This window comes from Bacillus pinisoli (genome assembly GCF_023036475.1).
Classification (GTDB): domain Bacteria; phylum Bacillota; class Bacilli; order Bacillales; family SA4; genus Bacillus_BS; species Bacillus_BS pinisoli.
Window position 1 is genome coordinate 154066 of the sequence record NZ_JAJQKI010000005.1, and the last position, 15948, is coordinate 170013.

Sequence of the window (15948 nt, forward strand, 5' to 3'; positions counted from 1 at the left end):
TTATGACTTTTTTATTTCTGCTAATCGATTAGATATAGTTTCGTTTAGTATCAGTTCTATTTCATTCAATTGCTTTATATTTGCATCCTGCTTTATATAACGAATAGTTTTTTTTATAGTTTTAGGAAGCTCGTCAAATCTCTTCATAAGTTATCTCCATATCATGCTTTTTAAGAAAAAACGAAAATAAAAAAATTCTTAAATGGCACTCCATCTCCCTAATTCAAAAATCCGAAGGGCGTTCGTCTCTAAAACCAAAATGATAAAGAATTGCTTCAACGATTCTTCTTGATGCATGCCCATCTCCATAAGGATTTGAAGCCTTAGACATTGTTGAATAGACATCCTCTTCTGTCAACAATTCTTTTGTCAAGTTATAGATTGTTTCTTCGTCTGTTCCAGCTAACTTTAGAGTACCTGCCTCAATACCTTCTGGACGCTCAGTTGTATCACGTAAAACTAATACTGGCTTCCCAAGTGAAGGAGCCTCTTCTTGAACTCCGCCAGAGTCTGTAAGGATAATATGGGCTCTCGACGCAAAGTTATGGAAATCAATAACATCTAATGGATTAATAAGGTGAATTCGTGAGTGATTACCTAAAATAGTTGCTGCTGCTTCTTGGACAACTGGATTTAAGTGAACTGGATAGACCACTTGGACATCTTGATGCTCATCAACAATTTTTCTTATTGCTTTAAACATGTTTTCCATTGGTGTCCCTAAGTTTTCACGTCTATGGGCAGTTAGAAGAATCATTCGATCATTTTCTAACTTTTCAAGAATCTCATGAGTATACTCTTCTTTTACAGTCGTTTTAAGTGCATCAATTGCAGTATTACCAGTTATAAAAATATCGTTTTTATTTTTGTTCTCCGTTTCAAGATTAAGAGCTGATTTACTAGTGGGTGCAAAATGTAAATCTGATAGAACTCCTGTCAACTGACGATTCATTTCTTCTGGAAAAGGTGAATATTTATCCCATGTACGAAGTCCAGCTTCTACATGGCCAACCTTGGTTTGATTATAAAAAGATGCCAATGAAGCTACAAAGGTAGTAGTAGTATCTCCGTGTACTAAAACTATATCAGGCTTTACTTTACTGATTATTTCATTTAATCCCGTTAATACTCTATTCGTAATATCAACCAAAGTCTGTCTAGACTTCATAATGTTTAAATCATGATCCGGTATAACTTCAAAAATCTCTAAAACTTGATCTAACATTTCTCTATGTTGTGCAGTAACAGTTACAATAGATTCAATTTCATCTGGGTATTTCTCTAATTCTTTAACTAGTGGTGCCATCTTAATGGCCTCTGGGCGGGTTCCGAATACAGTCATTACTTTTATTTTACTCAATGAGTGGCCTCCTTTATTTTCAGGGTTATATAGTATTAATTAAGTCAAAATTGCAGTATGTATACTGTATTGTTAATCGTTATTTTATATTCTACTCAATTTTATTGTTCTCATCATTTTCTTTAAAGATGATCGTGCCTCTATTTTTATCCACCCAGACATCAAACCCTTGAATTTTTAAATAATATAAAGATTTATCATCTGATGAAAAGTGAGAGGAAGCTAATATATCATTTAAACGTTCATCATTGCTATCAATTTCATGGACTTTAATTGCAGTAGAGACGTTTTGATGATTAAAAAGATAAGTTAGGTATTCTTCTTGATAAAATAAGGTATTATTTCCTTCCTTATCTTTTTCTTCTGCTGTTAATCCTCTAAGCTGTCCCTTGATTGCCTCATAGTCAACACCTAAAAAGGCTAATGTATATTGATAGGAATCAACAAAATAATCTGGTAAGAAAGGTAGAAAGGCATTTATGGTTATATCTAATGGTTCCATTAAAGGCTTCTTTATTTCTACGTCATCTTCGTTGACATATCCTGTTAATACCTCCCCTACTCTCACCTTGTAAACATTACCTTTTTTTTCTTCTAAATATATTGAGGAAGCGAAGGGTAGTGTTTCCCCCTCCACTGTTAGTTCCTCATCTTTAAAGATAACTATAATCTCATTTTTAACCATTGCATCTTTTTGTATGATTTCAATTGGAGTGCTTTCTATCTCAATGGATGCAACTTCTTCATCATTTACTACTTCCTCAACCTTTTTTACAGTTGGGTTAATGAAGAAATTAGTAATACTATCAAATGGTTTATCAATAAACATAAACAAAATACTCACTATAAAGAATGCAAAGAGTACACTTGCTTGTAATGTTAAGGATAAGTTTGCTTTTCTCTTTTGCTTTAATTGATTTTTTGTTGCCCTTTTACCATGTAAATGCGCCTCTATCATAGGGGTAGCTGTAACTTGCGCTTCAATCATTTCGTTTCTATAGTTTTTCTTTTCTTCAGGTTTTATACTACTAAACCATTTTATAAAAGAAGCATACTTTTCTAGCACTAAGTCAGTTTTATCAAACATTTCTACCTTACCGAAATTGATCCATAGAACTTTGTCAGATATTGATTTTATCTGAGATAAGTTATGACTAATGAAGAATATAGTTTTTCCCTGTGATTTAAAATCATTAATTTTGTCTATACATTTATCATAAAAGGTTTGATCACCAACAGACAAAGCCTCGTCAACCACAAGTATATCTGGATTTGTGTGGACACTTATCGCAAACCCTAACCTAGATTTCATTCCACTTGAATAGCTTTTTACTGGTTGATTGATAAAATCTCCAATTTCTGCAAATTCAATAATATCTGCAGTTAATTCGTGGATTTCCTCCATTTTTAAACCATGCATTAAACATTTCACTTTTATATTTTCAATACCTGTTAGCTGATTATTCAAACCAGCGGATATTGCTACTAGTGATGTTTCTCCGTTTATATCTATTTCACCAGATGTTGGAGGAACAATTTGTGCTAAAAGGTTTGATAGTGTTGACTTTCCAGAACCATTCACACCAATGACACCAATTGTTTCTCCTTCATATACATTAAAAGAAACATCTTTTAATGCATAAAAATTCCGTTTATTCTTTTTCATAAAAAACATATCTAATAATTTATCAGAGTTTGTTTTGTATAAGTCATATTTTTTTGTTACAGCTTTAAATGTCACTTTTGGCTTCATACAAATTAAGCCTCCATATATTTACAAGTAATCGACAAACTTTTTTCTAAAATGGACATGTAAACTAGCCCCTATAAATAAAATGACAAAGTTACAAATCCAGAAATAAAAAGTGTATCTCCAATCTAAAAAGAACCAACTTTCTCCTAATAACATATATCTATATCCTTCTACTAAATAATACATTGGGTTAAGTTTTAAGATTTTTTCAAGTGTGGGTAAGTTACTTGGGTCCCACAATATAGGAGTTAGGTATAGCATAATTCTCATAATAGACTGTAATAATAATTGAAAATCGCGTGCAATAATTGATATAGTTGAACACAAAAGTGTAATAGCAAAAAGAAAAAAAACTGTGGCAAAGAGGAAATACGGCAATTGCAATAAATAAAATCCAGCAAATACATTATTAAAATACAAGACAATGATGACAGCAATTAACATGATAAAAAAATTAAATAGGTTACTTACAATTGTAATCGAAGGTAATATACTTACTGGGAATTTCATTTTTGATACTAGATTAACTTTAGCATAGACACTATTCGAGCCTTGGGTAATAGATGGACTGATAAATAAAAAAGGTATCAGTCCAACGATTAACCATATAAAATATGAATCCCCTTCTACTGCCCTATCTCCCCGTAATCCTAAACCAAAAACGAGCCAGTATACTGTCACTAGAAGTAGCGGATTCAAGAATTGCCAAATTACTCCCAAATAATGCATTTGATAGCTACTTTTAATCTCATAAGAAGCTAAACGAAATATTAAACTTAGATTTAATATTTGCTCTTTTACTACTTCAAAGACAAATTTCATACAGTAATTGCTTCCTTCTTTAATGCATGATATAGGTTACCAAAGTTTATATACTCAACTTCATTAGAACGATTATTCACTACATCTTTTGTATCAAAAATTCTTTTGTTATTCATAGAAGATAGTGCAGCCATATTAATTTCCTTAAACTCATTGTGATCAGTTAAAATAACAATTAAATCACTATTTGAAGTTGCTTTTTGAAGGTCCTTAATGACAAAATCTTGATCTACATGTGGATCATATGCTCTAATTTCATATTTCCCCTCTGCCTTTAAAATATCCATAATTTCCATTGCTGGACTTTCACGAATATCATCAACATTTCCTTTATAGGTTAACCCAAATAAGGTAATCGTTTTACCAGCCGATTTTTCCATAAGCTTATTAATATTATCTACCACATAATGAGGCATGGATGTATTAATCGATCTTGCTAGATTAATAAGCTGCGCTGTTTCAGGAGCTTTAGCAACAATAAAATATGGGTCAACTGCTAAACAATGTCCTCCTACACCAGGACCAGGTGTATGCAGGTTAACTCTTGGGTGTTTATTAGCCATTTTGATTACTTCTAATGAATCAATTTCAAGCTCATTACACACTTTAGTCAGTTCATTTGCAAGTGCAATGTTCACGTCTCTAAAAGTATTTTCCATTAATTTAGACATCTCAGCGGTTTTTGCATTCGTTTTTATAATTTCACCTTGAACAAACGTACTATAAACTAGTGCACCAGCTTCTGTACATTCTGGTGTAATACCACCTACGATTCTATTATTATGAATTAATTCATGCAGAATCTGTCCAGGTAGAACACGTTCAGGGCAATGAACTAAAAAGATATCTTTACCTATTTCAAAACCAGCACTCTCTACTAAAGGCTTCACATAGTCATCCATAGATCTTGGTGCTATTGTAGACTCCACAATTAATACATTTCCTTTTTTAAGGTGCGGCATAGCTGATTTAACTGCACTTAGAACATAGCTTAAGTCACAAGACTTGTGCAAATCATCATTATTTGGTGTTGGAACTGCAATAATAAAAACATCAGCTGGCTCTGGAGTTAAAGAAGCTCTAAAATGTCCACTTTCAACTACTTCTGACAGTACTTCTTGCAATCCTGGTTCTTCAATGTGAATTTTTCCAGAGTTTAATGATTCAATAACCTCAGGTCTAATATCTACACCAATAACATTCACGTTATGCTTAGCAAACATAACTGAAGTTGGTAATCCGATATATCCTAACCCTATTGTGCAAAGTTTCATAAGTAATTTCCCCCCATTTTATAATAGTCTTTAAAATTATTGATAGATATATAGACATCCTATTATAAGGACTTTTATTTTCTTTTTATCTCTAAAAATTGCTTATCCGTTTGTTAATTCATCGAGTTGTAACAAAAAAGCATGATAATAGACATCTTCAAAGTGGTAAGGAGCTAACCCCCATTTATGTGTTTCAGATGATAGATATCCACCTTCTGACATATCTATTACTTTAATAGTTGGCTCAGTTTTTTCGATATATTCATAGTATTGCTTTAGGATCTGATTATGATGTTGTATCTCAGCTATATTTTTAAAAGAATGTTGTTCTCCATTCCGATTGTAGTAACGTTCTCTCCACAGAGTTTTGTGCAAGACTATTTGTTCTGGCTTATAAGTTTCAAACAATTTCTTAAAGAATGAATCTGTAGATTTTTTCCACAGAGGGTAAAGCTGCTCGTTTCTTTTAATCTCACTTTTTTTTTGTAAGTCCTTTTCAATCTGAGATCCTACAAACTCATTGGATTTTGTAAGGTAACTCTCTCCTGTTTTAATTAAGTTGAAACGCTCATCTATAAGGTCAATAACAATATAATCCGTTTTATTCTCATTCGTATCGTGAAAGAAGCGTTTGGATATATCATTATATACACAACGCCTTTGAAAATTAGATTCTAACTGAATAGAATCTTCTTTCATATCAAGAGGTGGTGACATTAAGCTAACAAAAGATGTTCGAGCAAAGTAATTTTTAATTTCATATTTACCAAAAGTAAATTCGAGTGTATCTCTTGTAGCACAACTACCTAGTATCGTTAAGGATCGCATGCTATCTACTCCTTAATTTATCCTTGTTTAGTTTTCTCTAACTGACTTTCCGTCCATGTACCCTATCCATCTAGTAAGAATTTCTTTAATCTTCGGGTCTTTTTCGATAGAGTTGATCGCCATCAATTGATGAACATGTGTTGCATGATAGCCCCATCTGGCGACATTAGGGAATGTTCCATCGGAAGTATAATGGGTTAAGTCATATGCTGTTCGGTTCCCTAAATCATAGAGTGGTAGCATTCGTTTAAGTGTCCGAATCCCTTCAGAATAGTATCGTTTTACTGATTTATTATGAGTTACCATGGATAAATCATAAAGACCAAATAATGAAAATATAAAGCCATTCAATACATAACTTGCTGGTTCCGTAGGATATTCTTCGTAAAACCAATACTTATCCTCGAACTTTCTAAAGGTTCCACCTTTTTTTACAGGGATCGTATATAACTTAAATCCTTTCATTGCCGATTTTATATAGATATCTTTGCCCGTCGTGTGAAAGGCTCGTACAAGTAATGAAATAATTAAGCCCTGTGCTAATGAAGAATGCCAAGGTGATTTCATTACTTGTGTTCGTCCTTTATAATACATGTGTTCAAACAGCGAAGGCCAACCTCCTTTAGAGGTTTGATTCTTCACGAACCAATCTGATACTTTTAAAAAGATCTCTTTATTGGAAATCTCATTATTTAGAACAAATAAAGCATGATGTTGGAGTCCATAATGGGCAATAGTTATTGGATAGTAATGCTTCCCCCACCTGAAGTTATTTATGGGGATCCCATCCTCACCAAAATCAACATTCCAGTCTTCTACTCTAATTTTGTCAAAGTTGAGATATATAGTTTGAGGATTATAATCCTTCATCTCTCTTAGTTTCGCGTTCGTGAATTTCACCTTATATAAATTAGGTTCTTTTGCCCATGAGCCATACCATTTTAGCTCATTGAAAAGTTCTTCCGCTTCCACATATAACTTTTCTTCGACAAGTTTCCCCTCTAGTAATCTATTGTTACTATTAAGAATTATCTTTACATCTTTCATCAAAGTAATCAGCCCTCGTTAATTTTGTAGTGCCCATTCTCCTCTAAAACAGACTTTTAAACTGTTCACAAACCTTTTCCAGCCCATAATTTTCTTTCGGAAATTCTTTTAATGATTCCACTGTTTTTTTGTTAAATCGTGCTTTTTTAATATATTTTGCAGCATCAGATAGAGAGTCATGAATATATTCACTTGGAAAGATGGTATTAACTCCTTCTCTTCTTAACACCACCGGAAATGCACCGGAGGCCATTCCTTCAATTGGGGCCATATGGAAACTTTCATAATCACTAACCGAGAGAACGAATCCGATATTTTGCAACCACTCAGAAACATCTCCCCAACCTTCGAAATGTACACGATCCTTGTACTTGTCAATGCGTTTGAATGCTTCTTCATAATGGGTTCTTTGCTCAACATCGTTCCAAACCCATCCAAAATCTTTAGGGTGCTTTCCTTTAATGAATAGTTTGTAACGTTGATCATGTTCTAATAATTCCTCAAAGATATCTAAAGCACGATCAATCCTCTTTAACTTAGGGACAATTCCAATAATGCCAATGTTGAATTCAGTATCTTTGTTTTTAGGTTTTTTAAACCGCTCAGTATCTACTGCATTGTAAATGACAGTCATTTTTTCTCTTGGTACCTTAGCAACTCTATGAAATTCCTCAAATATATAAGGTGAAATCGCAATTAGTTTGTCAATTTTTTCATAGTCGAACATTGATGGATATTTCGTGTTCATCTCAAAACGATGAAGGCGTACAAAAAGCTCTTGATGTTCTTTTTTATGTTGTTGATACCAAACAACATTTCCTAATCCCCACTCACAGAATAAGATATCTGCCCAATCAACAATCTCTTTGCTTTTCTGAACGTTATGTGCCTCATGGCCTGTCCATTCATCAATCTTAACTTCAAAGGAATCTTTAAGGGAGTCAATAATGTGTTGTATGAATTTGAGGTCATGTCCAATGAATGCAATCTTCTTCATAATCTCCACCTCCATTAAAGATTTATGCTTTCAGTATCGAAATCTCTATCTTTGTAGTTTAATACAATGTTGAACTCATCAATGTTAAAAAATTTATGTCCATATTTAAACCAGTTCTCAAAAAATAATTTATCTTCCAAATTATTTATAAACTCAACTGGAGTCAATAATTTTGTTGATGTTTTCGGTAGAAGAGAAAGGTCGAACTTGCCGTTAGAAACATAAGTGTATTCTTCCCCTTCTTGTTTTACAATGATTGTCTCGTCGGTATAGAGAGTAGACAGAATCATGTCCTTTAAATAATTAGGTCCATAATAATTCTCTAGATGTAATGGTGCAAAATAATCTGTCTGGATGATATCGTTAATGCTATCATAATGATGAATGTAATCTAACAAGTAAGTTTTAACATCTTTGTTATTCTCTCTATTAAAAATCTCGAGATAACCATCAAATATATCTAGTAAAATAACCAACTTCTTATTCTTAAATGTTTGACGATTGTACTGTTCCAATAACTCTTTGTAGTCTTCATGACTACGTACGATCGCTACAGCTGTAACAGCTAAATCATCTAATAAAAATGGATAGCCCATATTGTTAAACATTTCTTCTACACGAACTTTATAACTATGTTCTTCTAAGACTTTGCGCAACGATTGAAGTCGTATCTTTTTAAAGTAAAGTTCATCATTGAAAAGTAAATCTATACGTTCTTTTAATTTATCAAAGTCAGAAGTTGCAATTACTAAATCACCTAATAGATTTTCAATCCCTAGTGATTCTGAGCTGACAACTGGTGTGTTGGATGCAAGAATTTCGAACACTCTACGAGAGAACATCGTTGGTGAGTCCACAATGCTATTAACATTTAGTGACACTTTGTATCCCTTGTAAGCTCGTTCTATCTGATCCCCTTTTAAAGTACCTACAATATGTTGTTTGAAACGTTCTGGGAATTGGTTAGGTGAACTAGGGTTATTATAATTCCGGTCATATATATCAATCCCATGCTTACCTGATATCTCAATCATGTTGTCCATCGCCCTAGTTCGCTCAGGGAACTTATCTCCATAATATGCACCTGCAAACACGACCTTATTTTGACGATTGTATTTTTCAATTGGATTGTGATATTTAGGCTGAGCAGCAAACGGGAATGTGAAGACGTTCGGACAACCATCATCTTTATATTTGGCAACTGAATTAGCGTCAGTTGTAAATACATAATCAAAATATTTCGCGGTTTCTACAAATGCATTGTAATGAAATGGATCTTCTTTGTTCCAGAAAATTGTAGGGATGCCTCTCTCTTGGCACCATTGCACTAATTCTAAGACGATTGAATTATCTCTTGGTCCGCCAGTACCTACTTTATTTGTCCATAAACCATTATTTCCTTGCCAAGCTGATTCACAGAAGAAAAGGTCAGGATTCATCCCTGATAATTCTTCCTCCCAGTTACCAGGAGAAACTTTAATTGCCTTAAATTCAGAGTCGAATGAACGAGTCGTGAACTCATCTGCAATAAAAATTACATTCATGTCTTTAATTTTTTTTGGTTTCTTCGTAACCGAAAAGGCATTGTTTATCTGTTTGGGCTTCACAACGTTAAGGTAAGGATTGTGAAGATAGATGGTTCCGCTATCTTTTACACGAGCTGTTAATTTAATCTGTTTAATTTCTTCATCTTCTAATACAGTAAAAGAAATTTGTTCGCCTAAATTCACCTTCTGTACTACCCTAGTTTCGTCAGTTTTAATTAATATTAAATGTATTTCTACATGACAAGAACCTATAGAATATCCAGGGCAGTGTAAAGTGAATTGTTCATTATTATGTTGTTGAAAGTAACCAATTAGAGAGTCAAGGACCTCATTGTTGATAAAGTATACGTAACGATGTTCATCAGCCTTTAAGGAAGAATGTAATAGGACTCCCCTTACTTGATCCGAACTTTCTAACTCTTTCGTTAGAGATGTATTGTTTAAAGGTATTTGGAATGTTTCAACAGCAACTTTAGTTAAGTCCTCTGTCGGACTTATGGTTTTAAGTTTCTTTTTATATTGGCTTTTTTCGTGTGCGATGGATTCAAGCCTTCTGGATAATAGTTTCTCCATTTGTTACTTCCCCCTTTTTGCCCACTTTTTAGCAATTTTCCAGTATTCAACGGTTAACTTTCCAAGCTTTGAACTGCTTAAAGCATTGTATTTTTTCAATAATTCATTATTTTTTTTAATTAGTTGATTGTACTGTTTATTAATTTGTTCTTTTTCATGTTCTAGTTTCTTATTTTTAATCACTTCATGTTCTAGCTTCAGGATAAACTCTTCTTCTTTGCTTAATAAGTTAATCTTATCTATCATTTCATCTCTAAGGTCTTTTTCAAGATTTACCTTCTGAGCCATTAAATCACCAATCTGATTGGTTAAATTGCTTACTTGTGCTTTTGAAGCACTCATCTGCGCGTTCAAAGCATCTATTTGTAGAGACTTGTCCTTTAAAATCTTTTCAGTGTTCTTTAATTGCTCCAATTGTTCTTCTAAGCGCTTTGTTAATATAGCTTTATGTTTACCTAAGTTAACATTGTGCTCCTCTGCTTGAGCAATCCTTTCTTGTATTTGAGCAAGTTTGTATTTTAGATCTGTTATCTCTTGGTCTTTTTTCTCTGTATTAGCCGCAATCTCTAGTTTTAATTTCAATGTACTTACTTCTTCTTTTTTTGCATAATACTCATCTTTTAAGCAATTCTTATCTTCTTGTAGCGTTTTAATTTCTGCTTGGAGTTTAAGAATATTGGAGATAATATCTCCTTCTCCTCCTAAGAAGGCTAATATATTTCGTCTTTCCATTTCTAAAAGAGCAATTTTGACTTTAAGATCAGAGATGATTCCTAGATGTTCGTTTTCTAGTTTCACTAATTTTAATTGGTGCTGATACTCACTATTCTTCTTTAGAGCCTCTTCTTCTTTTGTTTCTTGGCTTTGAGTCATTAGTTCGTTAATCTTTTGGTTTAACTCAACATTTTGTTCTTTTACTTTTTGGTAGTTATTATTCGATTGCTCTAACATTTTATTTAATTCACCAACACGAGTCGTGACATTTCTATACTTTCGGTTAGTTATTTTAGATTGTTCTGTAAAGCGATGTAAAGGACGTTTTTTGAAACCATTTACATATCTTAATAATTCATCGCTGTCGTTTGGATTTACATAAATAAAATTTTCATACCAACGGTCAATCTGGATATATCCTAATGAATATAATAAGCTATCCACTTCTTGATAGTTACCCTCAAAAATCTCAATCCAAATTACCGGTTTTGTTTCTTTTAGTAATTTTGTAGCACCACTTAGAACTTGATATTCAAAGCCTTCTACATCAATCTTCATAAAATCGGGTGAAGGTAAATCCAAAGAATCTAATGAAACTACTTCAATATCACCTTCATCACTTAAAGTTAAGAAAGATGCTCCCATATTTTCTTTGTTCGCGACTAAAGTCGCTTTGCTTGTTTTATTTCCAACACCCAGATTAAGTGCTTGTACATTCTTTAATTGATTGCGTTTAATATTTTCATCTAATAGTTTATAAGTTTCTTTAGAAGGTTCAAAAGCAAAAATTTTCTCTGCATTTGTATATTTTGAGAAATATAGAGTGTGATTTCCGATATTTGCCCCTAAATCATAAATAACTGCAGATACCGGAATATAATCAATGAAAAATTCAAGAACATTCTTCTCGTAATAGCTTTTGCTATCTTTAATAATTTTACCTATATAATCATCGAATGAATTTAAAATACTTCCATCCTCTAATGTTGTCTCAATCCATTGATCCTTTGTGACCAGCATTTGAATCACACTCCTACATATTCATTATATATACTTAGTAAATTAATCTTCTCGTTTTCCCAATTATATTTATCTCTTGCACTCAACGTATTTTGTTGACAAGTAAGGTACAGTTCTTTATTAGTTAATAATGTGTTAACTGCTTCTGCTATTTCTTCGTGATTATGTGAATCGATACACAATCCAACTTGTTCACCTTCTACGACTCGTTTGATTTCAGGGAAATCACATGCTACCACTGGTACACTAGCCATCATATATTCAAATAACTTATTGGAAGAGGCTGAATAATGGTTAAAACATACATTATTCAGGACTTGAAAGCCAAGGTACGCATTTCTTGTGTAGTTAGGTAATTCCAAAACTGGTACCTTTGATAGGAACTTAACTTTCTCTTCTAAACCCATTTCATTAACCATTCTTTGGAGTTTGGGCTTAATCTTCCCATCACCGATAAAGACTAGGGTACCTTCGTTGAAAAATGGAGCTGCTTGCACTAAGTTCTCTAAGCCACGACCCGTTTGAATTCCACCTTGATACAATAGAATTTTTTCATCCTTATCTATACCAAGTAGTTGATGAAGAGGAGCTAATTCTTTATTATTTTCATTATTTTGTTTAAAAGGGTAATTGTGTATTACTTCTGGATAAAAACCATATAGGTCTTCGTTGTATTTTGCTCTAGTATGATTTTCAACAATCATCGTATCTATTTGTTTTATATAAAAACCTTCCAATATTCCATAAATCTTACTATCATAGCCCGTTCTACTTGTTTGAACCTCATGCGAATCGTAAACTAGTTTCTTTTGTTTAAACCTTATTTTTGCACAAATAAAACCCTGAGGTAATGTATTTAGATCATTGGAATGGTATATGTCATAGTGATTTTTCAGTCCATGTAAGATCATACGAAATAAAATACCACCTCTTATTACCATTACCTTTAATTTTGTTTTCAACATCAAGAAGGCCATTATACTAACTAAACCAGTAATAAGTGGAGAATTATACATAGATACGGACCAAAGCACTAGAGCAATGCTGCCAATTAATTTATTTTTTATACATAAGCGATAAAATTTTTGAAGTACTTCCAATATTACAGGATATCTTCTTACTCGATATACTCTAAAGTTTGGGTTTCTTTCTTCAAATCTCGGGAGGCCTTGATCGGTTGGGTCATGAATACAAATTAGATCAACACTATACTTATCTTCTGATAGTGCTGTACATTCACGTAATACTCTCGCATCATTTGTAAAATGATTCCAAACAAACATACAAACTTTTTTTCTCATTAAATTTTTCACTCCACCATGCATATAATTAACCAAATATGGACACAAAGACAGAGAGAACAATTTAACTCTCCTAGAAAACCTCTGCCTTTTCTAATTTAAAGTTCTTATTTTCAATAATATTAATCAAATCATGACAATTTTTTTCCCATAAAAAATACTCATTTATAAATCTAGTACAATTACTACAAATCTCATTATATAGATTAGGAGATTTGTATAAAGTTAAAATAAATTCCAATAGTTCCGAAGCATCTCGAGTTGTTGAGACAAATCCAACTCGTTCTTTCTCTATTAAATCTTTAGTATTACCAGAAACAGCCGCAACAATAGGAACTCGACACGTCATATAATCAATTACTTTACCTGGCAGTACAGTTTTGAATACTTCACTTTCATTTAACGTCACTATTCCTACTTGATGTTGTGAAATAATATTTAAGCATTCTTTTCTTGTTTTCGGTTTTATTATTTTGACGTTAGAAAGCTTATTTTCATTTACAAAATCCACTAATTCTTTTCTCTTCATACCATAACTAATAATACTTAAATTTATTTCGTGTTTATTAAGTTCGTATGCTAAATTCATTAGAACATTAGCATCTTGAGCAAGTCCAATATTGCCTGCATAGACGACATTAAACCCTAAGGTTTCTTCGTCCTTGGATACAACTTCACTTTCTCTTGCAGCATTTGGTATATACGTAATTTTTTTTAGAGAAATTCCAGCATTTTGCATATACAAGATAAAGCCTCGACTATTTACGATAATTTGTGTGGATTTTTTGTATAAAATTAATTCAATTTGCTTAAAAATATATATAATAAAAGGGTAATTGAACACTCCCACACCTTTAAGTGATTCCGGCCATAGATCACGAATATCTAAGATTAATTTACATCGGTAACGGACGCTAGCTAACAAACCTACCATTGCTATGAAGATTGGTGGTGAAGTAACAAATACATAGTCATAATTACCACGATTAAATAAGATATAAAAGATCATTTTTATGGCCATCTCTATATAATAAAACAATCGATTTATTATACTTCTTGAGTACTTTCTATTTTTAACCTTAACTCGTATAATTTTCTCCGTATGTTGGTTCATAGAATCGTCGTCCCAGAAAGCTTGATCCTCATAAATATTTTTATTTGGATAGGTTGGTTCAGTTGTTATAACCTTTACATCGTATCCTTGGTCGATTAATAACTGAAATATATTTTTCATACGATTTCCAGCACTACCAATTTCAGGATAAAAATTTTGTGTAATAACCAGTATTTTTTTAGACATCTATCTCTTCACCAACACTTTAATTAATTTGGTTTTACTTTATCTATCCCTTATAAATAAACATAGGACATTTGCATTACTTTTAAATTATAAGGAAAACTAGTTGCCAATTCTACAATTTATAACAAATAATTAATACCAATATATGCATCTGACACCATTCGACAAACTTTTTCACTAAAATCTTAAATATAATACCGCAATTGTCGACAGTTTTGGAATATGCTCTTCTGTACCCAAATATTTAAATAATAGTAGTGACAAATTAAGATTTTAAGATTGTTAATTGTTGTAAATCAACAAAATCTTAATACTTTTAGAAAATAACTTATATGTGAGTGTTTTAATATAAAGTCATTTCAATACTTTTATATAATGCGTTGATATTATACTCCAAAAATAATTTTTAATCTCATTATTACATTATGCCATTATTCAACAAATGCCTTCAAATATTTTTTCGATATTTGACAATACCTCTCAAATAAATACAAAAATCGACAATATTTTACCCATATTAAAAAGAATCTATAAACATTTTCTTGGACTTCTCTTATAACAACTTTTAACTGCAAAAAAAAAAAAAACACAAACTATCCAAACTTTTATACTTGAATTGTTCAAAAACAAGCATAGCTTGGAGTTTACGTGTATGTAATTTACCCTTAAAGAGCTGCCTCTTATAACTTATCCGATTAAAATTAATTCACTTCTTTACTGTTACGATCATTTAAAGGTACACCTCTTTTATTTCTAATCAACTTTTTAGAAAAGTAACCCAATGCCTTACCCAGTAGATACAAAAAGAAAAAAATTAAGAATCCATAAATCCCAATCACAGCATCTGCAAACTCCATGTTACCTCTACCGGTAATTTTCTGTTGTATTTCTATCGTAAAAACTATCACTACTATTACAGTAAATGTATATATGAACGATATTAACGTAATACTCCATTTTGCCAATAATTTAAATAAAATTTGTACATTAAAGAAGATAAATATTCCTATTATACCCATAACCCATAAATGGAGTTGTTTATCTGTTAGATTTAAGCCTAAAGTTAAGGATAGTTCCATTATAATGTCATGTGTATCGTTAACTAAGTTAGCAATAGATCTAATAATTTCTTTCATATCATTCACCTTCACCTTATTTCTTCTAACAAGGAATCTTAGCGTTAAGACCTTTAGTCTCTTATACTAACACTTTTATATTTTGAACTCTCCTCATAACCAACTGGATTTTCTGGTCACATTTCATTTCCAAAAATCAGCGCACAATACTATATCTTTTTCTGCTTCCCAGCCAAACTCTAGTTTTTCCTTAGTTGATTAGCATAACATACTGAAATGTCACCTGGACTTCTAACGACAGTTTGGCATAGAACCTTTCTACCTGGATCATCCTAA

The 15948-nt window shown here is 32.1% G+C and carries 13 protein-coding genes; all 13 read right to left on the bottom strand.

Features of this window, described 5'->3' with window-relative positions:
* Window positions 1–147: a hypothetical protein gene (locus LT143_RS09780; protein WP_246942792.1), complete on the bottom strand. Its 147-nt coding sequence runs from the start codon at window positions 145–147 to the stop codon at window positions 1–3.
* 76 nt (window positions 148–223) lie between these two features.
* On the bottom strand, window positions 224–1342 hold the full coding sequence (gene wecB / locus LT143_RS09785; protein WP_246942869.1) for a non-hydrolyzing UDP-N-acetylglucosamine 2-epimerase: 1119 nt from the start codon (window positions 1340–1342) through the stop codon (window positions 224–226).
* 109 nt (window positions 1343–1451) lie between these two features.
* Window positions 1452–3113 (bottom strand): teichoic acids export ABC transporter ATP-binding subunit TagH, encoded by a 1662-nt coding sequence (tagH, locus tag LT143_RS09790; protein ID WP_246942793.1) that lies wholly within the window; start codon window positions 3111–3113, stop codon window positions 1452–1454.
* Window positions 3114–3134: 21 nt separating this feature from the next.
* On the bottom strand, window positions 3135–3935 hold the full coding sequence (locus LT143_RS09795; RefSeq protein WP_246942794.1) for an ABC transporter permease: 801 nt from the start codon (window positions 3933–3935) through the stop codon (window positions 3135–3137).
* Window positions 3932–5209: a nucleotide sugar dehydrogenase gene (locus LT143_RS09800; protein WP_246942795.1), complete on the bottom strand. Its 1278-nt coding sequence runs from the start codon at window positions 5207–5209 to the stop codon at window positions 3932–3934. The genes LT143_RS09795 and LT143_RS09800 overlap by 4 nt, the downstream gene beginning before the upstream one ends.
* A 102-nt stretch (window positions 5210–5311) precedes the next feature.
* Window positions 5312–6037: a DUF6270 domain-containing protein gene (locus tag LT143_RS09805; protein ID WP_246942796.1), complete on the bottom strand. Its 726-nt coding sequence runs from the start codon at window positions 6035–6037 to the stop codon at window positions 5312–5314.
* A gap of 27 nt (window positions 6038–6064) precedes the next feature.
* A complete protein-coding gene (locus tag LT143_RS09810) occupies window positions 6065–7084 on the bottom strand; it encodes a D-glucuronyl C5-epimerase family protein (protein WP_246942870.1) in 1020 nt (339 codons plus the stop codon).
* A 43-nt stretch (window positions 7085–7127) separates the two neighbouring features.
* The gene (locus LT143_RS09815) at window positions 7128–8081 is read right to left on the bottom strand and encodes a glycosyltransferase family 4 protein (protein WP_246942797.1); all 954 of its coding nucleotides are present in this window, start codon (window positions 8079–8081) and stop codon (window positions 7128–7130) included.
* A 14-nt stretch (window positions 8082–8095) separates the two neighbouring features.
* A complete protein-coding gene (locus LT143_RS09820) occupies window positions 8096–10201 on the bottom strand; it encodes a CgeB family protein (protein ID WP_246942798.1) in 2106 nt (701 codons plus the stop codon).
* 3 nt (window positions 10202–10204) lie between these two features.
* Entirely contained in the window at window positions 10205–11935 is a 1731-nt protein-coding gene (locus tag LT143_RS09825) for an FkbM family methyltransferase (protein ID WP_246942871.1), read from the bottom strand.
* Window positions 11936–11940: 5 nt separating this feature from the next.
* The gene (locus LT143_RS09830; RefSeq protein WP_246942799.1) at window positions 11941–13236 is read right to left on the bottom strand and encodes a glycosyltransferase; all 1296 of its coding nucleotides are present in this window, start codon (window positions 13234–13236) and stop codon (window positions 11941–11943) included.
* 73 nt (window positions 13237–13309) lie between these two features.
* The gene (locus LT143_RS09835; protein WP_246942800.1) at window positions 13310–14536 is read right to left on the bottom strand and encodes a glycosyltransferase family 4 protein; all 1227 of its coding nucleotides are present in this window, start codon (window positions 14534–14536) and stop codon (window positions 13310–13312) included.
* A 701-nt stretch (window positions 14537–15237) separates the two neighbouring features.
* On the bottom strand, window positions 15238–15672 hold the full coding sequence (locus LT143_RS09840; RefSeq protein ID WP_246942801.1) for a hypothetical protein: 435 nt from the start codon (window positions 15670–15672) through the stop codon (window positions 15238–15240).
* Window positions 15673–15948 lie beyond the last annotated feature (276 nt).